Here is a 21491-nt window from a genome sequence, read left to right on the forward strand (position 1 = left end):
CGTCCCCATTCCGATCAACCCGGGAAGGACGAACATGACTCAGATTTCAGCCAGCAGCAGCACAGGCGGTCGCAGCCCGGCATCCATGCTCGAATGCATGATGCTGATCCGCGCCTATGAAGAAAAGACCGCAGAGATTCAGGCATCGGGCGCCGCCGCCGGCACCTGCACCTCCGTCGGCCAGGAAGCTTCCGCGGTCGGCGTGGTCGCCGCGCTTGACGGCGACGACTGCATCCTGACCAACCACCGCAGCGCCGGCCATCTGCTCGCCCGCGGCGCGGACGCCGGCCGCCTGCTGGCCGAAGTCATGGGCCGCAGCACCGGCTACTGCAAGGGCAAGAGCGGCTCCCTGCATATCTCGGCGAAGGAACTCGGCGTGCTGCTGACATCCACCATCGTCGGCGGCGAACTCTCGCTGGCCACCGGCGTCGCGCTCTCGAAAACCATGCTGGACGAACCCGGCATCGTTGCCTGCTTCTTCGGCGACGGCGCCGCCTGCGAAGGCATCTTCCATGAATCGCTCAACCTGGCATCGGTGTGGAAGCTGCCCATCCTCTACGTCTGCGAAAACAACCAGTGGCAAGCCTATGTGCACCGCAAGGAAACCATGAGCGGCGACCATGTGAGCGACTGGGCGAAAAGCTACGACATGCAAAGCCGCACCGTTGACGGCAACGATGTCGAAGCCGTGCACGCGGCGGCCGTCGAAGCGGTTGCTTGCATCCGCGAAACCGGCCGGCCTTATCTGCTGGAAACCTATACCTATCGCCTGCGCGGCCACTTCGAACCGGACGACCAGGCCTATGTCGACCAGGATGAACTCGCGCGCTGGCGCGCGAAGGACCCGGTCGCGCTGATGCGGCAGCGCCTGGCCGCGCGCGGCGAGCTGAGCACCGCCGATATCGCGGTGATCGAGGAGCGCGTGCGCGAGCGGATCGAGCAGGCCGCGCGCTTCGCCGCGGAGTCGCCCTTCCCCGCCATCTCCGAACTCGCCACCGATGTCTACGCCTGAGGAGTCCAGCATGAACAAGATGACCGTCAATGAAGCGATCGGCCAGGCGCTGGCCGAGGAAATGCGGCGCGATCCGCGCGTGCTGATGTTCGGCGAAGGCGTCGCCACCAAGCGGCCTGAGCTGGTGAATGAATTCGGTGCAAAACGGGTGCGCAATACGCCGCTGGCCGAAGGCATTATTGCCGGCACCGCGGCAGGCGCGGCCGCCACCGGCCTGCGCCCCGTGGTCGACCTGCTGTTCGCGCCCTTCCTCTGCTTTGCGATGGATGAAATCGTCAACAGCGCCGGCAAGCTGCGCTACCTCTCCGGCGGCCAGTTCGAATTCCCGATGGTGGTGATGGCCATGACCGGCGCCGGCTGGACCGTCGGCGCGCAGCATAACCACAACCTCGAAGCCTGGTTCGTTCACAGCCCGGGCCTGAAAGTGGTGATGCCGTCCAATGCCGCCGATTTCAAGGGACTGCTCAAGGCGGCGATCCGTGACGACAATCCGGTATTGTTCTTCATCGACCTCGCGCTCGGCTACGTGCCGGGCGATGTGCCGGAGAACGAGCATGTCATCCCCCTGGGCAAGGCCGCCGTCGCGCGCGTAGGCAGCGATGTCACCATCGTGTCCTATGCCAAGATGGTCGGCAGCTGCCTCCAGGCAGCAGAGGCACTGGCGGCAGAGGGCATCTCGGCGGAAGTGATCGACCTGCGCAGCCTCAAGCCGCTGGACGAGGAAGCCATCCTGCGTTCGGTGCGCAGGACGGGCCGCCTGCTGGTCGTGCATGAAGCCAGCCGCATGTGCGGCGTCGGCGCCGAAATCAGCGCCATCGTCTCGGAACAGGCCTTCGATGCGCTCAAGGCGCCGATCGTGCGCCTGACCGGTCCGGATGCTCCGGCAGCGTCGAGCTATCCGCTGGAACAGGCTTTCCTGCCGCAGCCGGGAGCCATTGCGGATGCCGCGCGCAGGCTGGCCGGGCGCGACCGCCTCGGCCCCCTGCATCTGACCGATTCGGCAGCACTCACAGTCTGAATATCTCCACCATTCCCAATACCCCGGAAGGAAACATCATGAACACCACAGCGTCCCTTACTGTCTCCAATGACCGCATCGATTCCGCCAGGCGCGGCGACGATGGTAACGGCGGCGATCGCGCCAGCGCGCCGCCCTTCTCGGCGGTCGGCATCATCTGGCTCAAGCTGGCTGTCGTATACCTGATCATCGGCGTCGGCATGGGCATCATGATGGGCGCCAGCCGCGACTTCACGATGCGGCCCGTCCATGCGCACGTCAACCTGCTCGGCTGGGCGACCATGGCCCTGGCCGGGCTGATCTACAGCGTGTTCCCGGCCGCAGGCCAGAGCAAGCTGGCGCGACTGCATTTCTGGCTCGCCAATCTCTCGCTGCCTGTCATGGCGGTTGCCCTAGGCATGGTCGTCACCGGGACGGCGGCCCTGGTGCCGGTGCTGGCCGCATCGGAGATCGTGGCTGCGCTCGGCATCCTGGTTTTCGCAGCGAACCTTTTCCTCAATCTGAAGGCTCGCTGATCAGCTGACACGCCTGGCGTTCGGCATTGGCTACTCTTCGCGGAAAGTCATGCGCGCACATGACTGCCAATGGCCTGCAACCAAGACCCGAAAAACGGCCTGTAACGACAGGCCGGCGAGCGGGCCTACGAAACCATGTTGTAAAGGAAATTGCCCGCCGAGAACAGCTCGTTGGCGGGAATACCTGAAAAATTGCCCTGTTTGAATAGTTTGGAAAAGGCGCTGAACGCCTCGTCCTCCATTCCCATGCCGTTTTTCAGAATATTAAGAAGCGCATCCGTCTTACCCTGTCCCAAGTCCTTCATCAGGTCTTTGAAACCATTGACCAAACCCTTATCCCCGTTTTTCCCGGTGAGGTTGTCCTTGTTGTGATCTTTCTTGAAGAAGTTGGCCGTAAGGTCCGCAATTTCTCCGCCATTCTTTTTCACGAAGGCGCTTGCCTGTGGAGCGGCGGCCAATCCCGCGCGTGTAATCCCTGCGAGTCCGAGCACTGGTAAAGCCATTTCTTTTCTCCTTGATTAATTCGGATTGATCAACGTCTGCTGCTAATAGGTGTTATGCCGAACCACCTTGTCAGTTCGGTTCATCCAGGATTTGGAACCCGATCCGGAGCCAGCATCCCGTCTGCGAATAACAAGGTGTTCATGCGCGCCACACTAGTAAGTGTTTTGCCGATCGTTCCAGTTCGGATTTATTTTACGGAGCAGCGAAAGAAGCATCCGGGCTCGCACAGATCATTCCCGCAACCGGGAATACATGAGGAGTTGGCCAGGCGACTGCCGGAAGCGCCAAGGATAGGCAAACGCCGGCAAACGCTGGCAAACCCTCCTGCGGCGCGAGGAATGCTTTAATATTTTTCAGTTGACGCGAGCGTTGGCACACCCCTTGCTACATGACTGCAAAACCGACCGGCAGCCGCGATGAAAATCCGATGCCGCTGCCAGACTCCAAGGAAACGCCGTCATGACACAAGCACAAGCCCTCGTCCGCCAGCCCGCCACATCCCGTTCGCGTGAAATCAGCGCACGCTGCTCCGCTTGCAGCATGCATCAGATCTGCCTGCCGATGGGCCTCGAGGAAAAGGATATGGACCGTCTCGACCAGATCATAGGCCGCCGCCGCAAGATCGCCCGTGACAGCCACCTGTACCGCGTCGGCGATCCGTTCACCAATCTGTATGCGATCCGTCTCGGTCACTTCAAGACGCACCAGGTCAACCCAAGCGGCGACCAGCAGGTGACCGGCTTCCAGATGGCTGGCGAACTGCTCGGCATGGATGCGATCAGCACGGAACGTCATCACTGCGACGCGATCGCGCTGGAAGACAGCGAGGTTTGCGAAATCCCGTTTTCGCGGCTGGAAGGCCTGTTCGGGGAAATGCCGCAGCTGCTGCACCACTTCCACCGGATGATGAGCCAGGAAATCACGCGCGAGCAAAGTGTCATGCTCCTGCTTGGCAACATGCGCGCCGAACAGCGCTTCGCCGCTTTCCTGACCAACCTGTCGTCTCGCTATTCGATCCGGGGCTACTCCTCGACCAGCTTCCAGCTGCGCATGACGCGTGAGGAAATTGGCAACTACCTGGGGCTGACGATTGAAAGCATCAGCCGCCTGCTCTCGAAATTCAAGAAGCGCGGCTGGATCAAGGTCAGCAACCGCGACCTCGAATTGCTCGAACCGGTAACGCTCAAGGCGGTCGCCGCAGGCACCCAGACCTGCGCCTGAAACGCGCCGCCGGCTCCTTCCGGACGGTTACAGCGGAACGCGCCGCCCTTTATCGTCGGGCACGTTGAGCAGATAGCAAGTCAGCATGCTTGCCAGGCTGCAGAATCCCCAGAAACAGAAGAATCCCAGGCTGTAGACGCCGAGCGGATTCAATTCGACATGCGCGCCGCCGATCGCGATGTCGCGGGGGTCGAATAGTGAAAAGAAAAAACCTTCGGCCACAATAGCGACCAGAAACGACGGCCACAGGACTGCCATGATCAGTCTTGCCATTGTCACCTCCTCATCTTGCCTGTCCATGAACGACGGACAGGCATTGTTTTCCATTAAAGCGGATTCGCTCTGGCAGCCTTGCGTGATACGTGAATTCCCGAATACGGGAATTCACGTGAAAACCGCTCGCAAAATCGGGAATGGCCCCATGCCTGCCTTCCAGCACTCCTTGCCCCTCCCGGCACCGCCAGCTATGCCAGCTATGCGAGGTGGCGCCAGATTTCGCCCCGCTACTTCCGAATGATCAATCCGTCCGGTCGGCGCTCAGCTCGACCGAGCGCTGCACCGGCCAGTCCCAGACGTCGTGCAGTCGCCAGTTGCGGCCCGCACCTTCCATCGATACCTGCCAGCGTGCGCGGTCAAGCATCGGCAGCGCAACGGCGAAGCTGCCTTCCGCATCCGGCTGCACCTGCAGCACAACGTCTTTCTGGGGCTGGGTCGAATGCACCAGCTTGATGGTCAGCGAGCTTCCGACGGGCTGGCCGAGGCTGCGCACGTTTCCGAGCAGCCGGCCCGAGGAAGCGTCATAGCGGATCGAGGCCCGCAGCTTCATGCTGGCGGCGACCCGGTCCCGGCTCAAGTCCTGGTTGATGGCCTTGCCTTGCTTGTAATAGTCGTCCACCACCAGCGCATCCTGCCGGGTGAATGCAATCCAGGTGGTATGGATGCCGGCGATCACCACGATGATCGGGCCGAGCATCAGCAGCCACGGCCAGCGATGGGCGTACCAAGGTGCCGAGGACACCTTGGATGCGGCGCGGCGAGAATTTGTCGATTGCATGATGCACTCCTTCATTGATTCGTTGATTGCGTTGGCCGGTTCGTATTTAACGGGGCACGATGAAAACCGCTTGTTCCTCGACCCGCAGCCGTTCATCGTCTTCCGCCTTCAGTTCGAACCAGATCTTGTTCGATCCCTTTTCACCCTTGCCGTGGGCGATGCGCACCCGGACCGGCACGGCGCGGGAAGCGGTAGGCTCGAGCAAGACTTCGTCTTCCGTCGCCAGCGCGATGCTGTCGATGCCCTTGACCGAAATCCGGTAACGGTGCGGCCGTTCGTCGGTATTCATGATCTGCAGGCGGTAGACGTTTTCGATCATGCCGTCCTCCACTTCGCGGCCCATCGAGCCGCGGTCGCGAATCACGTCCAGCTTGACCAGGTCGCGCCCGATCAGCGATGCGAACGACATCCCGACGATCAGCATCAGGATCGCACTGTAGATCAGCACGCGCGGGCGCAGGACTCGCTTGCGGATGTCCGCGCTGCCCAGGCCCTTCTCCATCGCGTTCTCGGTCGCATAGCGGATCAGTCCGCGCGGCGCGCCGGTTTTGTCCATCACCATGTTGCAGGCGTCGACGCAGGCGGCGCAGCCGATGCAATCCGACTGCAGGCCATTGCGGATATCGATGCCGGTCGGACAAACCTGCACGCACATCGAGCAGTCGATGCAGTCGCCGAGCGCCGCCTTGTTCACATGCCGCCCGCGCGCGCCGCGCGGTTCGCCGCGCTTCTGGTCATAGGTGACGATCAGCGTGTCGCGATCGAACATCGAGCTCTGGAAGCGAGCATACGGGCACATGTACTTGCAGACCTGTTCGCGCATCCAGCCGGCGTTGCCATAGGTGGCGAAACCGTAGAACAGGATCCAGAAGCTTTCCCAGGGGCCCAGCGTCATCGTCAGGACTTCGCTGCCCAAGGTGTGCGCCGGGGTGAAATAGCTGACGAAGGTGAAGCCGGTCCACAGCGCAACCAACCCCCAGGCAAGGTGCTTGGCCGATTTGCGCGCGACTTTTTCAGCGCTCCAGGGCTGCTTGTCGAGGCGCATGCGCGCACTGCGGCTGCCTTCGATCTTGCGCTCTATCCACATGAAGATCTCGGTGTAGACCGTCTGCGGGCAGGAGTAGCCGCACCACACCCGTCCGGCGACCGCCGTGAACAGGAATAGCGAGTAGGCGCAGACGATCAGCAGCAGCGCGAGGTAGATGAAGTCCTGCGGCCACAGCACGATGCCGAACAGGTAAAACTTGCGGGCGGCCAGATCGAACAGCACCGCCTGCCTGCCATTCCATGACATCCAGGGCAAGCCGTAGAACACCAGCTGGGTCAGGAAAACGCACAGCCAGCGCAAGTTGGCATACGTGCCCTTGATTTCGCGAGGATAGATCTCCTGGCGGGCTTCGTACATCCTGATTACCGAAACCTTCACTGCAGGTTCGCCCATGGTTTCAACTCTTTGACTTTTCAACGATTCAACGACTCAGCATTTCAACAACTTGAAAACTCCCGGTTAGGCCGGAGCCTGCGCTCCGGTCCCGGCTTCATTTCTTCGCGGTGACGATCGCGGTTTCGTTCGACAGACTCCATACGTAGGCTGCGAGCAGATGGACCTTGCCCTCGCCGAGGAAGTCATTGAACGCCGGCATGCTGTTGGCACGGCCCTTGCGAATGGTTTCCATGACCGTTTCAGCGCTGCCGCCGTACAGCCAGACCTTGTCGGCCAGGTTGGGCGCGCCGAGCGCCGGATTGCCGGTGCCGGCCGAGGTATGGCAGGCTGCGCAGGCGGCGAACTTGTCCTTGCCGAAGGCCACCTTGATCGGATCGGAAGTCGCACCCGACAGGCTGAGGACATAATGCGCGACGTTTTCCACATCCTTGTCCGAGCCGAGCGCGGCGCCCATCGGCGGCATGACGCCGTTGCGGCCTTGCATGATCGTGGCCTTGATCACGTCCGGCTCGCCGCCGTACAGCCAGTCCTTGTCGGCCAGGTTGGGGAAACCCTTGCTGCCGCGGGCATCCGAACCGTGGCACTGCGCGCAGTAGGTCAGGAAGAGGCGTTCGCCGATGGCATGCGCCTGCGGATCGGCGGCGACGGTCTTCAGGTCCTGCTGCTGGTACTTGGCGAAGATGGGGCCGTAGTCGGCATCCGCCTTCTGCAGTTCGGCCTGGTAGGCGCCGGCCGATTCCCAGCCCAGCTTGCCCTTGAAGGAGCCGAGGCCGGGATAGAGAACGAGATACGCCACGCCGAACACGATAGTCAGGTAGAACATCCACATCCACCAGCGCGGCATGGGGTTGTTCAACTCGGTCAGACCGTCGTCCCAGCTGTGGCCGGTGGTCTCGGCTTCCTCGCCCTCGCGGACGACGATCTTCACCTTGGCCTGCGACCACAGCAGAATGGCGCAGCCGGCAATGCCGAGGACGGTGAGCACCGTGATATAGATGCTCCAGAATTCGCTAGTAAAGTCAGCCATGTTGCTTCTCCGATGCGGCCATGTCGTTATCGTCCGCAAACGGCAGGTCTGCCGCCGCGTCAAAGTCGGCGCCGCGATGCGCGCCGTAAGTCCACCAGATGATGCCGATGAAGCTCAGGAAGCTGAGCACCGTAATCAGCGTACGTGCATCGAAAACAAGTTGTTCGAAATTCATGATTACCTCTTTGCCTTGATCTGGATGCCGAGGCCCTGCAGATAGGCAACCAGCGCATCCTGTTCGGTCTTGCCTTCCACTTCCTTGGCCGCATTGGCGATTTCCTCGTCGCTGTACGGATGGCCCAGCTTGCGAAGCGCCGCCATCTTCGGCGCCACCGACTGCGGATCCAGCTTGGTTGTGGCCAGCCACGGGTAGGAAGGCATGTTCGATTCCGGCACCACGTCGCGCGGATTCATCAGGTGCACGCGGTGCCATTCATCGCTGTAGCGGCCGCCTACGCGGGCCAGGTCGGGGCCGGTGCGCTTGGAACCCCACTGGAACGGGTGGTCGTAGACGAATTCGGAGGCGACCGAGTAATGGCCGTAGCGCTCGGTCTCGGCGCGGAAAGGACGGATCATCTGCGAATGGCAGTTGTAGCAGCCTTCGCGCACGTACACGTCGCGGCCGGCCAGGCGCAGCGCCGAATACGGCTTGAGTCCGGCGATCGGTTCGGTGGTGGATTTCTGGAAGAACAGCGGAACGATCTCGACCAGACCGCCGACGCTCACCACCAGAACCACCAGCGCGATCAGCAGCCAGGGGTTCTTTTCAATCCATTCATGAGAAAACTTTTTCATTTGTTGCTGCTCCTGTTGTTACTTCACCTGTTCAAGGCGGTGTTCAGGCCGGGTTCAAGCATGGGCCGCTGCGATGGACGGAATGCGCGCTGTCACTTCCTTGCTCTCGCGTACGGTCATGTAGGTGTTGTAGGCCATCATGATCATTCCGGCGAGATACAGCAGGCCGCCGCCGAAGCGAATCACGTAGTAGGGATAGGTTGCCTTGACCGATTCCGCGAAGGTGTAGGTCAGCGTGCCGTCGTCATTGACCGCGCGCCACATCAGGCCTTGCATCACGCCGGCGATCCACATCGCGGCGATGTACAGCACGATGCCGATGGTGGCGACCCAGAAATGCGCGTCGATCAGCTTGATGCTCCACATCTCGGTCTTGCCCGACAGGCGCGGCAGCAGGTAGTAGATCGAACCCATGGTAATGAAGCCAACCCAGCCGAGGGCGCCGGCGTGCACGTGTCCGACGGTCCAGTCGGTGTAGTGCGACAGCGCGTTGACGGTCTTGATGGACATCATCGGGCCTTCGAAGGTCGACATGCCGTAGAACGACAGCGACACGATCAGGAACTTCAGGATGGGGTCGGAGCGCAGCTTGTCCCATGCGCCGGACAGCGTCATCACGCCGTTGATCATGCCGCCCCAGCTCGGAGCCAGCAGGATCAGCGAGAACACCATGCCCAGCGACTGTGTCCAGTCGGGCAGCGCGGTGTAGTGCAGATGGTGCGGGCCGGCCCACATGTAGGTGAAGATCAGCGCCCAGAAGTGCACGATCGACAGGCGATACGAATACACCGGCTTGTCGGCCTGCTTCGGAATGAAGTAGTACATCATGCCCAGGAAGCCGGCGGTCAGGAAGAAGCCCACCGCATTGTGGCCGTACCACCACTGGATCATCGCATCCTGCACGCCGGCATAGGCGGAGTAGGACTTGGTCATGGTCACCGGCATCGCGGCGCTGTTGACCAGGTGCAGCAGCGCGACGGCCAGGATGAAGGCGCCGAAGAACCAGTTGGCGACGTAGATGTGCGGCACCTTGCGCTTGACCAGCGTACCGAAAAACACCACCGCATATGAAACCCAGACCAGCGTGATCAGGATGTCGATCGGCCATTCGAGTTCGGCGTACTCCTTGCCGGAGGTATAACCCAGCGGCAGCGAGATGGCGGCGGCGACGATGACGGCCTGCCAGCCCCAGAAGGTAAAGGCGGCCAGCGCGTCGGAGAACAGGCGGACTTGCGACGTGCGCTGCACGACGTAGTAGGACGTGGCGAACAGCGCGCAGCCGCCGAAGGCGAAGATGACTGCATTGGTATGCAGCGGACGCAGGCGGCCGTAGCTCAGCCATGCGGTGTCGAAATTGAGAGCGGGCCAGGCGAGCTGCGCGGCGATGAAAACGCCGACCAGCATGCCGACCACTCCCCACACTACGGTCGCGATCGCGAATTGCTTCACGACCTTGTAGTTGTAGTTTTGTGATGTGTCCACGTACGATCTCCAGAGTTGCTTACACGATGGACGCAGAGTACGGGTTCGAACCCCCAAAAACCTTGACCTGAGTCAAATTGGTCCGGATGGCTGAAAATAGTTGGAAGGCGTTGCGCGGATACAGCGTTGAAGTCGTTTTCGCCCTTCAGATAAAGGCGAAAACGATAATTCTGGAGGAATGCGGAGGCTGCTGCGGGGGATGATTCTGCTTATTATTTGGGCAATGCGACACCGACATGTTCAGCCGCGGGCGCTGCCTTCTCCGGCCGGCCGGGGGTGTCGTCGGCGTCGATGCGGTCATCGTCCTGCAGGATGCGCATGCCGGGGCCAACCAGGTCATCGAACTGGCCGCCGTCGGATGCATTGAAGAACAGCCATATGGTGAAGAACACCACCGCGACGCTCATGGGAACGAGCAGGTATAGGGCTTCCATGATGTTTCTCCTTCCATCTATTGCATGGTGCGCAAGGGATCGGCCAGCCATGCGGCGCCTGCCGCGGCCACGGTCTTGGCTTCACGCGCAATGCGCCGGCGCGGAACACGCCGCAGGCGCAATGCATTGATAATCACCGCCGCCGAACTGAGCGACATGCCGATGCCCGACAGCCAAGGGTTGAGCATCCCGACGGCCGCCGCCGGGATGGCCAGCGCGTTGTAGAGGCTGGCCCACGCCAGGTTCTGGCGGACCACCGACATCGTTTGCGAGGCCGCGCGCATGGCATCTCCCACGGCGCCGAGCTGGGCAGACAGCAGCACCGCGTCCGCATGCGTCTGCGCCAGCGCCGCGCCGCCGCCCATGGCGAAGGACACATCCGCCGCGCGCAGGACCGCCGCATCGTTGATGCCATCGCCCACCATCGCAACCACCGCGCCCTGTTTCTGCAAAGCCTGCACAAAGGCCAATTTATGTTCCGGCAACTGTTCGCCGAGCGCCTGATCGATGCCGAGTTTTCCGGCGACCGCCTCGGCGGCGTCCTGCCGGTCCCCGCTGAGCAGGATCACCTGCTTGCCCTGCGCCTGGAACTGCCGCACCACCTGCGCCGCGTCTTCGCGTAATGCGTCGGTGAGATCGAACCGCGCCAGCCATTTGCCGGATGCGCCCAGGTAGACCGGCGTCGCCTGGGGAGCGGGCGCCGCTGCCATGGATGTCTGTGCCTGACCGACCAATTCTTCGACAAAGGCGATTGTGCCGAGGCGATATCGCACCCCGTCCACGCTGGCTTCGATCCCCTTGCCGGCAACATCGCACACTGACGTCGCGGTGTACGCCGGCGTGCCCGCGCCTTCTTTCGCTGCTTCGGCGATCGCCTGGGCCAGCGGATGGGCACTGCCGGATTCGAGTGCGGCCGCCAACTGCAGGCACTGCGCGGCACCCCGCTCGCCCAGCAACCGTGTTCCTGTCAGCACCGGCTTGCCTTTGGTCAGCGTGCCGGTCTTGTCGAATACCACATGCGTGGTTCGATGCAGGGTTTCCAGCACATGCGGCTGCAGAATCAGCACGCCTTGCGCAACGAGTCTATCGGTGGCCGCGGCAAGCGCGCTCGGCGTCGCCAGCGACAATGCGCATGGGCACGAGACCACCAGCACAGCGATGGCAATCGGCCAGGATCGAGCCGGGTCAACGACCTGCCAGGCGATGAAAACGACCACGGCCAGCAGCAGCAGCGCCGCGACGAACCATGCCGCCACCTTGTCTGCCCACAGCGACAGCTGCGGCTTCGCCTGCCCTGCCCTGTCCACCAGCTTGACCAGGCGCGATAGCGTGCTTTCGCGCGCGGCCCGTGCGATCTTCACCACCACCGGCTGGCTGGCATTGACGGCACCGCCGGGCAGTTCGTCTCCGGCCTGCCTGGGAAGCGGCTGGCTTTCGCCGCTGAGCAGCGAGAGGTCGATCGAGGTTGCACCTTCGACAAGAACCGCATCCGCTGGAAAGGCTTCGCCCGGCTTGACCAGCACGAACTCGCCTTCCGCCAGGCGTGCCGCAGGCACCACCTCCACTGTCCGGTCCTGCGGGTAGGACGACATCCGCGCGGCCGACGCCGGCAATGCCGCCTGCAGTCTTTCCAGTCCGGACGCCGCCTTGCGCCGGGCAATGAATTCCAGGTAGCGGCTGCACAGGAGCAGGAAGATGAACATCGTCACCGAATCGAAATACACGTCGCCGCCGCCATCCAGCGTCGCTGCCACGCTGCCGGCGAAAGCCGCGGCGATGCCAAGCGCCACCGGCACATCCATTCCCAGCATGCGGCTCTTCAGATTGCTCCAGGCGCCCTGGAAGAACGGAAGCGCGGAATAGCAGACCGCCGGAATGGTCAGCAGCAGGCTGGCCCAGCGCATCAGCGCTTCCATATCGGCATCGAGGGTGCCGTCGGTGGCGAGATAGACCGGCACCGCATACATCATGACCTGCATCATCGACAGGCCGGCAATGAACAATTGCCGGAACAGGGTCTTGCCGGCGCGCTGCATCTGCTGTTCATGGCGGCTGGCATCGAAGGGATAGGCCAGGTAGCCGACCTCCCGCACCGCGAGCAGGATGTCGCTCGGCTTGCATGTCTCGGGATTCCAGCGCACATGCAGTTTCGCGGTAGCCACGTTCAAACTGAATGCCGTCACGCCCGGCAGGCGCGCAAGCCGGCGTTCGATCAGCCAGACGCAGGCGGCGCAGCGTATGCCCTCGACCGAGAATACGGCTTCGCATGCCGCCGCTCCATCGCTGCCGTCTCCTGCCGCGAATTGTCCAGCCATCTCCGGCGCGTCGTAGAGGCGCAGTTCTTCCGGCACCAGCGAAGCATCGGCCGCGTTCGGCGAGTATCCTTCGCGGTTCAGATAGTAATCCGACAAGCCACTGTCGACGATGGTGCGCGCGACGGCTTCGCAGCCGGGACAGCACATTGCGCGGTCGACGTCTGCAATGCGTACCGACCAGTGCGCGCCGGCTCCGATGTCCTGACCGCAGTGAAAGCAGGCTAAAGCCTCGGTGAATGCATGCCGGGCGGCTGTCATTTCCACGCTCCGGGAAGCACGCCATGAAACGCGCCGGGAGCGGGTTCGATGCAGACGGCGGCCAGCCACTCAGGCATCATGCCGCCGGCGGCGCGGGCCATTCCGAGCAGACCGAAGGCGAGCACCAGCAGGCCGACCGCCGTGCGAACCCTGGACGAGCGGGCCAGGTACTGAAGACGCGCCCCGGCCATTCCCAGGCCGAGCAGCATCGGCAGCGTTCCCGCGCCGAACGCGAGCATGATCGCCGCGCCATTGCCGGCCGATCCGCTCAGCATGGCACTGAGCAGCACGCTGTACACCATGCCGCACGGTACCCAGCCCCATAGTCCACCGAGCGCGAAAGCTTTTCCGGCAGTATCGATGGGCAGCAGCCTTCTGGTGAGCGGCTGTACCCTGCGCCATACCAATTGCCCGGCCGACTCCAAATGCGCGAGGCCGCGCCAGGCTCCCATCAGGTACAGGCCGAGCGCGACCAGCATCAGGTTGGCCAGCCAGTAGAGGATAATCTGTAAAGATGACATGAAGGCAAGCGCGCGCGCGCCCTGCGCAATGCCGCCGGCGATGGCCCCCGCCGCTGCATATGACGCCAGGCGGCCGGCATTGTAAGCCAGTACGCGCAGGCCTTCGTCGAGCATGGCGGGACGGGCAAGCACCGCGCCCTGCGTGATGCCGCTTGCGATCGGAATCACCCTGCGCGCGGAACCTGCGGAAAAGGCGCTGACGACGCCACCGCACATGCCTATGCAGTGGACGCTGCCCAACAGGCCGACGATAAAGAAGGAAAGGATTGAAAGTTCGTTCACTGTTTCACTGATTCATTGATTCGCTGATTCGCTGATTCGCTGATTCGCTGCATTCCACTCTGGATGCATCAGATGGTCTTTGAATAACGCAGGCGCTCCGGCTTCACTTCCTGCTTCTTGTTCAAATGGGCGTCGAACACCATGCAGATATTGCGGATCAGCAGCCGCCCCTTCGGGCTTACCGTAAGCCAGTCGTTATCGATGCTCAGCAGGCCGTCGGCTTCCATCGCGCGCAACTGCTCCAGTTCCTTCACAAAGTAGACGGCGAAGCTGATCGGATACGCAAGCTCGAGCGAGCGGATCGACAACTCGAAATTGCACATCAGCATCTGAATGATGACCCTGCGCAGCAGGTCGTCGACATTAAGCTTGGTGCCGCGTGCAATAGGCAGTTCACCCTGCTCGATGCGCTCGTAATAGGCGTCGAGAGTCTTTTCATTCTGGCTGTAGGTAGAGCCCACCGCGCTGATGGCCGAGACGCCGACGGAGACCATCTCGGCGTCGGCATGCGTGGAATACCCCTGAAAGTTCCGGTGCAGCCGGCCCTGACGCTGGGCGACCGCAAGATCGTCATCCGGCTTGGCGAAATGATCCATGCCGATATAAACATAGCCCGCCGCTGTCAGCCGGCGGATGCACAGCGACAGCATGTCCAGCTTGGTTTCGGCATTCGGCAGCTCGTCTTCGCTGATGCGGCGCTGCGGTTTGAACAGCACGGGCATGTGGGCATAGTTGTACACCGAGATGCGGTCGGGATTGGCTGCAATCACTTTGGCAAGCGTCTGCTCCATGGTCATCACGGTCTGCCTGGGCAAGCCGTAGATCAGGTCGATGCTGATGGAACGGAAGCCCGCTGCGCGCGCCGCGTCCATCACGGCCAGCGTGACTTCCTCCGGCTGGATGCGGTTGACTGCCTTCTGCACGTCGGCGTCGAAATCCTGCACGCCGAAGCTGATGCGGTTGAAACCCTGGTTGCGCAGGGTATGTACGCGCTCGGGAGATACCGTGCGCGGATCGATCTCGATGGAGAACTCGCCGTCGTCGTCATTGGCAAACCGGAAACGGCTGCGCAGGTGCGCCAGCAGGTCGCCCATCTGCTCATCCGACAGGTAGGTCGGCGTGCCGCCGCCGAAATGCAGCTGGGTGACGATGTTCATGTCGCCCATCAGCTTTCCCTGCATGTCGATTTCCCGCTTCAGGTAGGTGAGATAAACCTCGGCCTTGCTGCGGTTCTTGGTGATGACCTTGTTGCAGGCGCAGTAGTAGCAAAGCTTGTCGCAGAACGGGATATGCACATAGAGCGACAAGGGATTGCGGGCGCCGAGCGCGCGCACCTGGTTGACCGCCTGCAGATAATCGCCCATTCCGAAGTTTTCGGCGAAACGGTCGGCCGTCGGATAGGAGGTATAGCGCGGCCCTTGCTTGCTCAGCTTGCGGATCAGCGCCGCGTCGAACTGGACCGTGGGAACGTGGGAACTTGCTGCTGCGGGAACTGCCATGTCGGACTCCTGCTGTCGTGCGCGCCAACGATTGCACGCATTGGAATGGCTCGCAGTGTACGAGGCAAGGGTCAGCCGCAACCTTGATCCAGGTCAAAACGCTCCGGATTGCCGCAATGCGCCCCTTACCGCCAATAGCCGTCCGGCGTTGCGAGTCGGACAAGGGCCGATCGCAAGACGCCATGACGGAAGAACAATAAAGGCGGGAATGAAGAATGACATGCGTCGCGATGCCCTGCGACGTATGCTGATGCGCGGATCACGAATAAAGACTTGCGACCCGCACCATGACCATGTTTCCCAGTTACGCCGCGGCGCGTTCCCAGGCACCGGCTGGCGAGACCTCTCCGGTCAGCAGGAATTCGATTAGTTCGCGCACCGGCCGAATCTCGCTGCCGAACGGCAGGCGTTCGGAACCGCGAAAGAACAGGCCGCGCTTGACGTCTCCCTCCAGCGCGAATGCCAGGCGGGTGTCAATGCAGAACTGCCCGGCCTTGGCGATGCCGTCTCGCAGCCCGCATTGGTGCAGGCAATCGAAGCCGACCGTGCATTCCTTCGGTCCGGCCTTGCGCTGCAGCTTCTCTTCCTTGTCGAGGTAGTTGGCCAGCCAGGGCGTGCGCACGCCCCGTGCCGGCAGCCCGGCCACGCTCATGAAGGTGACGATGTCCTCCGGCTTGGCTTCGGCCAGCACCTTCTTGAAGTTGGAATGCGCATCGCCTTCCTCCGTGATGGCAAACGCGGTGCCGAGCTGCACCGCGCTGGCGCCCAGGTCGAGCAATCCCCGCACCTGTTCATGGCTGTTGACGCCGCCGGCGGCGATCAGGGGAATTTTTTCACGCTCCAGGCCTAGCTCATGCAGCACTTGCAATGTCGATTCGAGGACCACCGGGAAAGCGAAATGCGGCTGGTCGACATCCTCGATGCGGGCAGCGCCGAGATGACCTGCGGCATGCTTGGGATTCTCGATTACGATGGCGTCCGGCAGGCGGTTCTTGCGCATCCATTTCTTCAGCACCAGCGCGACGCCGCGCGCATCCGACAGGATGGGCATGAGCGCCACCCCGGGATGCTCGGCGGTGAGTTCCGGCAGATCGAGCGGCAGCCCGGCGCCGACCACCACAGCCTGGGCTCCGCTTTCGCAGGCCTGCCGCACATAGGCGGCATATTCGGCGACAGCCCGCATGATATTCACGCCGACCATGCCCTGCCCGCCGGCAAGCTGCAGCGCCGCCTTGACTTCCCGGTCCAGCGCCACAAGATTGGCATTGTCAATCAGGGATTTGTCGCGGCTCTTTCCGGTCTGTGCCATCAGGTCGGGATGATGTCTGCGCAGGTCGACGCTGGAAATGGTGCCGACAGCGCCAAGCGCGGCAACGCTGCCCGCAAGCCGATGCGCGGATACGCCGACTCCCATTCCTCCCTGAACGATGGGAAGCAGGCGCCTTCCCTTGATATGAAGCGGTTTCAATTCGGTTTGCAGCACGGCGATTTCCCAGTCAGATCGTTTCAAATGGAAGAGCAAAAAGCCGAGCGAATGTAGCAAACGGGAAATGCAAAGTATTTGATCTCAGTCAACTATTCCCGGGTGGCCAAACAGTACTGCCTGGCACGCCGCGAGAAATACGGGCCCGAATCAAAAGTCCCGACTGGCGATGCGAACTCCACCGCTGTATCAATGTCATTTTAATAAATGACAACATCCTTATCGCGATCATTAAGAGGATGCGTAACGCAACGCGGCGCAAGTCAGCTTGCAGGGACAGTGGAAGAGGCGCGGACGGGACGAGACAATCTTAAGGCGGGGTGCCGCCAATCGCTATTTCATGGAGGACAGCTTGAATCAGACAGCAAACGCAGCGCTTCACCGAATCACCATCGTCGGCGGCGGCGCCGGGGGCCTTGAGCTCGCGGTGCGCCTCGGCAAGAAGCTGGGCAGGAGGAAACGCGCGGAAATCACGCTGGTCGATGCTTCGCGCACGCACCTGTGGAAGCCGCTGCTTCACCAGGTGGCCGCCGGCACGCTCGATACCCATTCCGATGAACTGGAGTACCTTGCCCTGGCCCGCAATTACCATTTCAACTTCCGGCTCGGACGCATGGATGGCCTGGACCGGGCCGCCAAGCTCATACAGCTTGAGCCTATCTATGACGAGAACGGCGAAGAGATCCTTCCCCGCCAGTCCATTCCCTATGACACCCTCGTGCTTGCGCTGGGCAGCCAAACCAATGACTTCAACACGCCCGGCGTGCATGAACACAGCATCATGCTCGACTCTCCGGAAGCCGCGGAGCGCTTTCATACCCGGCTCATCAACTCCTGCATCCGCGCCCAGGCGAAACCGCGGACCGCGGGCCAGGATCGCTTCACCGTTACCATCATCGGCGGCGGCGCGACCGGGGTCGAACTGTCGGCCGAACTGCACATGACGGCAAAGATCATCACCAGCTACGGGCTGACCAATTTCGACCCGGAGAAGGATCTGAAGATCGTGATCGTGGATGCCGGCCCGCGCATACTGCAGGCGCTGCCAGAACGATTGTCATCGGCCGTTCGCGACGAACTGCAGGAACTGGACATCGAGGTGCACACCAACGAGCGCGTCACCGAGGTGACGCATGAAGGGGTGCGGATGGCAAGCGGCAAGTTCATACCGAGCAGCATCGTCGTATGGGCGGCCGGCATCAAGATCGCCGATTTCATGAAGGAACTCGGCGGCCTGGAAACCAACCGGATCAACCAGCTGGTCGTGCATCGGACCATGCAGACGACGCGCGACTCGTCCATCTTCGCCATCGGCGACTGCGCCGCCTGTCCCATGGAGGACGGCAAATCCACCGTGCCGCCGCGCGCGCAGTCGGCGCACCAGATGGCCAATACGCTCAGCAAGTCGCTCGTTCGCATGCTGCAGGGAAAATCGCTGCTCGAATTCCATTACCGCGACCACGGCTCGCTGGTTTCCCTGGGCAACTACAGCACGGTCGGCAGCCTGATGGGCGCGATCGCGAAGGGGTCGGTATTCATCGAAGGCAGCATTGCCAAGTGGATGTACTGGTGGCTCCACAAGAATCACCAGATCACGGTCAACGGCTGGTTCCGGACCTGGCTGCAGACATGGTCGGAAGCCATCAACTGGGTGCGCAATCCGCGCATCAAGCTGCATTGACAAGAAAGGCGGGAGAAGCTTCGCCTCTCCCGCCTTGAACGTAGCTTGATCGTGGTTTGACCGTTATCGTGCATTCACGCCGGATATGAAGGGCTCGGACGTTCCCGCCTTTCCGTGCGCTTCAGCGGGTACCGCCGTGATGGCGATGCCTGCCATGGCCCTTGAATTCGTCATTGAATATCTTTTGCTGCTCCGGCGACAACACCGCGTAGAAATCGCGCGTGGCCGCGAGCCGCTCGGTCATGCGCTGCTCGGCATGCTTCATGAAGGCCAGTCTTTTTTCCATGCGCTCGGGCACGCTCAACGTCTCCATCTCGGCACGACTCGGACGCTGCGGCATGTCCGCGGGACGCATCCGCGCGACATAGGCCTTCCAGGCGGTATCCTGGTTGGCGTTCAGATTGAGTTTTTCGCGGAGTTCGGCCTGGCGTTTTTCCATCCTCTCGCGCATCTTTTCGGGCGAGCGTTCGTGGTTGCCGGCAGCCGGCGCATTGCCAGCCGCAGGCTGTTGGGCATGCGCGGCCAGGGAAACGGAGCCGATGCCGACGCCAACTGCGAGCATGGCGGAAATAAGGGATTTGTGCGTGCGTTTCATCGTGATTCCTTCCTGAAGTGATCGGCGCCCCGGAGCGGAGTGCAGGCTGCATTCCGCTCCTGGTACGGCATCCATCGTGACGGCCGCTTGTATCGACGGCATGTCCGTGCGTTGCCTTGTTGTAGCGGCAAGTACGCAAGAAAAGCCGGTTTGTATCGCTGTGTATCAGGCATCGGAAGGGAAACAGCGCGATACAATTGCGGCACATCGACGCATTCGAACTTGCCATAATCCGCATATGGAAAATCCACAGAAAATCCTGATCGTCGACGACGATCGCGAGATCAGCACGCTGCTGGCGGAGTATCTCGAAAAGAACGGCTACCGCGCCGTGACGGCGGGCGACGGCAAGGCCATGCAGAAAGCCCTGCAGGACCACCGCATCGACCTGATCGTCCTCGATCTCAACCTGCCGGGAGAAGACGGACTGACCTTGTGCCGCAACCTGCGCAGCCATTCCGCGACGCCCGTCATCATGCTCACCGCACGCGGTGAACCGGTGGACCGCATCCTCGGCCTGGAAATGGGTGCGGACGATTATGTGCCCAAGCCCTTCGAGCCGCGCGAACTGTTCGCCCGCATTCGCAGCGTCCTCCGGCGCACCCAAGCCCTGCCGCCGAACATGCAGTCCAGCGAAACCCAGCAGATCAAGTTTGCCGGCTGGACCATGGATGTCACCGCGCGCCACCTGATCAATGCCTCCGGTGTCGTGGTCGCGCTGTCCGGAGCCGAATACCGGCTGCTGAAAATCTTCCTGGACCATGCAAACCGCGTGCTGAGCCGCGATCACCTGCTCAACCTGACGCAGGGACGCGATGCCGACCCATTCGACCGCTCGATCGATCTGCAGATCAGCCGCCTGCGGCAGAAGCTCGGTGATGATGCCCGTTCGCCGCAGATCATCAAGACGGTGCGCAACGAGGGCTATGTGCTGGCCACGCAGGTCGCCAAGGAATGAGAAACCTCCTGCAGTCAATGACGACGCGCGTGTTTCTGATGCTGTTCATCGGCGTCGTCGTCAGCACCCTGCTTTCCTTCGGGCTGGCCGCCAGGGAACGCCAGCGCATGATCGGCCAGTTTCGCGATTTTCATGCGGTGGAAAGAATTGCCCAGTTCGTGCTGTCGCTGGAGACCGTGCCCGCGCACCTGCGCGAACCGTTTTTCAACGCCGCCACCGGCGTCGGCATGCGAGCGGAAATCGCCAGCGGCGGCGAAACCGTCAAGGAACCGCGCTCCGCTCTCGCCGGCATGCTCGACAAGCGGCTGCCGGAAAACTACCGGATCGTTTCCACGCTGGCGGCGCCGAGCGATTGCGCACTGGTGGGCCGCGGCATGCGCCGCAATTCGGACCAGAGACTTAATTGCGAAGCCATCCTGGTCACCTTGAACGACGGTTCGCGGCTGCGGATTTCGGTGCTGCCGCCCAGGCCGCCGCCGATGGCACCCGGCATCGATCTGCAGACCTACGCCGCACTGCTGCTGGCAAGCATAGCGGTGGTTGCGGCCGTGGTCGCCCGTACCGCGATGCGTCCGCTCAAGCAACTGGCGGAAGCCGCGACCGAACTCGGCAACGACATAGAACGAGCGCCCTTGCCGGAACGCGGCGCCACAGAACTGCGGCAGGCAGCGGCGGCATTCAATGCCATGCAGTCGAGGATCCGAGGTCATATCCGGCAGCGCGCTCATATACTGGCCGCCATCACCCATGATCTGCAGACGCCCATGACGCGCCTGCGGCTGCGCCTTGAAAAGGTGGACGATGCCGAACTCCGCGACAAGCTGATCAGTGACCTGTCGGCGATGCAAGGCATGGTGCGCGAAGGGCTCGATCTCGCCCGCAGCATGGACTCCGCGGAGGCGATGCAGCGCCTCGATATCGACTCCCTGGTCGACAGCGTCTGCGCCGATGCGACCGACGCCGGCCAGGTCGTGACCGTGCATGGCACCGTCGGCGCATCGCTGATGGCCAGGCCGATCGCCTTGCGGCGCTGCTTGACCAACCTGCTGGACAACGCGGTGAAATATGGGGTCGAAGCGCAGGTCGACGTGGCGCGGCAGGATGGATACGCCGTCATACGCATCCGCGACAAGGGGCCGGGCATTCCTCCTGACCAGCTTGAAAAGGTGTTCGAGCCCTTCTATCGCCTGGAAAGCTCGCGTTCCCGCCATACCGGGGGAACAGGCATCGGACTCACCATCGCCAGGAATATCGCCGAACAGCATGGCGGCAGCATCACGCTGCGCAATCATGACGGCAACGGGCTTGAAGTGACACTGATGCTCCCGCTGGGCTTGGCCGCTTCGGTCCCAGCCACAAGCACGGCCCCGAGCCCGGCAAGAGCCTGATGCTG

Annotated in this window: 21 protein-coding genes; 7 read left to right on the forward strand and 14 right to left on the reverse strand. The window is 62.1% G+C overall.

Annotated elements, in window-relative coordinates; translation table 11 throughout:
* Nucleotides 1–34 precede the first annotated feature (34 nt).
* From RY831_RS09295 to RY831_RS09305, 3 genes are read left to right on the forward strand one after another with little or no spacing between them, the layout of a single operon-like run.
* The gene (locus tag RY831_RS09295; RefSeq protein WP_326506057.1) at nt 35–1012 is read left to right on the forward strand and encodes a thiamine pyrophosphate-dependent dehydrogenase E1 component subunit alpha; all 978 of its coding nucleotides are present in this window, start codon (nt 35–37) and stop codon (nt 1010–1012) included.
* A 10-nt stretch (nt 1013–1022) separates the two neighbouring features.
* Nucleotides 1023–2030 (forward strand): alpha-ketoacid dehydrogenase subunit beta, encoded by a 1008-nt coding sequence (locus tag RY831_RS09300; protein ID WP_326506058.1) that lies wholly within the window; start codon nt 1023–1025, stop codon nt 2028–2030.
* 38 nt (nt 2031–2068) lie between these two features.
* Complete coding sequence (locus tag RY831_RS09305; protein ID WP_326506059.1) at nt 2069–2545, forward strand: hypothetical protein; 477 nt, start codon at nt 2069–2071, stop codon at nt 2543–2545.
* A gap of 125 nt (nt 2546–2670) precedes the next feature.
* Here the strand turns inward: RY831_RS09305 and RY831_RS09310 are convergent, their stop codons facing one another.
* Nucleotides 2671–3048: a hypothetical protein gene (locus RY831_RS09310; protein WP_326506060.1), complete on the reverse strand. Its 378-nt coding sequence runs from the start codon at nt 3046–3048 to the stop codon at nt 2671–2673.
* A gap of 460 nt (nt 3049–3508) precedes the next feature.
* Between RY831_RS09310 and fnr the strand changes: the two genes are divergently transcribed.
* Complete coding sequence (gene fnr, locus RY831_RS09315; RefSeq protein WP_326506061.1) at nt 3509–4270, forward strand: fumarate/nitrate reduction transcriptional regulator Fnr; 762 nt, start codon at nt 3509–3511, stop codon at nt 4268–4270.
* 27 nt (nt 4271–4297) lie between these two features.
* On the opposite strand, the gene RY831_RS09320 is transcribed toward fnr, so the two are convergent.
* From RY831_RS09320 to RY831_RS09375, 12 genes are all read right to left on the reverse strand, one after another.
* Nucleotides 4298–4543 (reverse strand): hypothetical protein, encoded by a 246-nt coding sequence (locus tag RY831_RS09320; RefSeq protein ID WP_326506062.1) that lies wholly within the window; start codon nt 4541–4543, stop codon nt 4298–4300.
* 244 nt (nt 4544–4787) lie between these two features.
* Complete coding sequence (locus RY831_RS09325) at nt 4788–5324, reverse strand: FixH family protein (RefSeq protein WP_326506063.1); 537 nt, start codon at nt 5322–5324, stop codon at nt 4788–4790.
* 46 nt (nt 5325–5370) lie between these two features.
* A complete protein-coding gene (gene ccoG / locus RY831_RS09330; RefSeq protein WP_326506064.1) occupies nt 5371–6765 on the reverse strand; it encodes a cytochrome c oxidase accessory protein CcoG in 1395 nt (464 codons plus the stop codon).
* A gap of 97 nt (nt 6766–6862) precedes the next feature.
* Nucleotides 6863–7795, reverse strand: coding sequence for a cytochrome-c oxidase, cbb3-type subunit III (ccoP, locus tag RY831_RS09335; protein WP_326506065.1), 933 nt, complete (start codon nt 7793–7795; stop codon nt 6863–6865).
* Nucleotides 7788–7970: a cbb3-type cytochrome oxidase subunit 3 gene (locus RY831_RS09340; RefSeq protein ID WP_326506066.1), complete on the reverse strand. Its 183-nt coding sequence runs from the start codon at nt 7968–7970 to the stop codon at nt 7788–7790. Before RY831_RS09340 ends, ccoP begins: the two co-directional genes overlap by 8 nt.
* Before the next feature lie 2 nt (nt 7971–7972).
* Nucleotides 7973–8590, reverse strand: a complete 618-nt coding sequence (gene ccoO / locus RY831_RS09345; protein WP_326506067.1) for a cytochrome-c oxidase, cbb3-type subunit II — start codon at nt 8588–8590, stop codon at nt 7973–7975.
* 54 nt (nt 8591–8644) lie between these two features.
* Complete coding sequence (ccoN, locus tag RY831_RS09350; protein ID WP_326506068.1) at nt 8645–10072, reverse strand: cytochrome-c oxidase, cbb3-type subunit I; 1428 nt, start codon at nt 10070–10072, stop codon at nt 8645–8647.
* A gap of 212 nt (nt 10073–10284) precedes the next feature.
* Complete coding sequence (gene ccoS, locus RY831_RS09355; protein WP_326506069.1) at nt 10285–10506, reverse strand: cbb3-type cytochrome oxidase assembly protein CcoS; 222 nt, start codon at nt 10504–10506, stop codon at nt 10285–10287.
* Nucleotides 10507–10523: 17 nt separating this feature from the next.
* Nucleotides 10524–13079 carry a heavy metal translocating P-type ATPase gene (locus tag RY831_RS09360; protein ID WP_326506070.1) on the reverse strand — a complete coding sequence of 852 codons (2556 nt, stop codon included), beginning with the start codon at nt 13077–13079 and terminating at the stop codon, nt 10524–10526.
* A complete protein-coding gene (locus tag RY831_RS09365; protein ID WP_326506071.1) occupies nt 13076–13882 on the reverse strand; it encodes a sulfite exporter TauE/SafE family protein in 807 nt (268 codons plus the stop codon). The genes RY831_RS09360 and RY831_RS09365 overlap by 4 nt, the downstream gene beginning before the upstream one ends.
* A 68-nt stretch (nt 13883–13950) precedes the next feature.
* Nucleotides 13951–15381, reverse strand: coding sequence for an oxygen-independent coproporphyrinogen III oxidase (gene hemN, locus RY831_RS09370; RefSeq protein ID WP_326506072.1), 1431 nt, complete (start codon nt 15379–15381; stop codon nt 13951–13953).
* 304 nt (nt 15382–15685) lie between these two features.
* Nucleotides 15686–16849 (reverse strand): NAD(P)H-dependent flavin oxidoreductase, encoded by a 1164-nt coding sequence (locus RY831_RS09375; RefSeq protein WP_437126241.1) that lies wholly within the window; start codon nt 16847–16849, stop codon nt 15686–15688.
* A gap of 367 nt (nt 16850–17216) precedes the next feature.
* On the opposite strand from RY831_RS09375, the gene RY831_RS09380 reads away from it, so the two are divergent.
* Nucleotides 17217–18545, forward strand: coding sequence for an NAD(P)/FAD-dependent oxidoreductase (locus RY831_RS09380; protein ID WP_326506073.1), 1329 nt, complete (start codon nt 17217–17219; stop codon nt 18543–18545).
* Nucleotides 18546–18666: 121 nt separating this feature from the next.
* Here RY831_RS09380 and RY831_RS09385 read toward each other — a convergent pair whose 3' ends face one another.
* Nucleotides 18667–19140: a Spy/CpxP family protein refolding chaperone gene (locus tag RY831_RS09385; protein WP_326506074.1), complete on the reverse strand. Its 474-nt coding sequence runs from the start codon at nt 19138–19140 to the stop codon at nt 18667–18669.
* 238 nt (nt 19141–19378) lie between these two features.
* On the opposite strand from RY831_RS09385, the gene RY831_RS09390 reads away from it, so the two are divergent.
* Together RY831_RS09390 and RY831_RS09395 are read left to right on the forward strand one after the other, a co-directional pair.
* Nucleotides 19379–20098 carry a response regulator gene (locus RY831_RS09390; protein ID WP_326506075.1) on the forward strand — a complete coding sequence of 240 codons (720 nt, stop codon included), beginning with the start codon at nt 19379–19381 and terminating at the stop codon, nt 20096–20098.
* Nucleotides 20095–21486 (forward strand): ATP-binding protein, encoded by a 1392-nt coding sequence (locus RY831_RS09395; RefSeq protein WP_326506076.1) that lies wholly within the window; start codon nt 20095–20097, stop codon nt 21484–21486. Before RY831_RS09390 ends, RY831_RS09395 begins: the two co-directional genes overlap by 4 nt.
* Nucleotides 21487–21491 lie beyond the last annotated feature (5 nt).

It is taken from the genome of Noviherbaspirillum album (assembly GCF_035916955.1).
In the GTDB taxonomy this organism is placed as follows: domain Bacteria; phylum Pseudomonadota; class Gammaproteobacteria; order Burkholderiales; family Burkholderiaceae_D; genus Noviherbaspirillum; species Noviherbaspirillum album.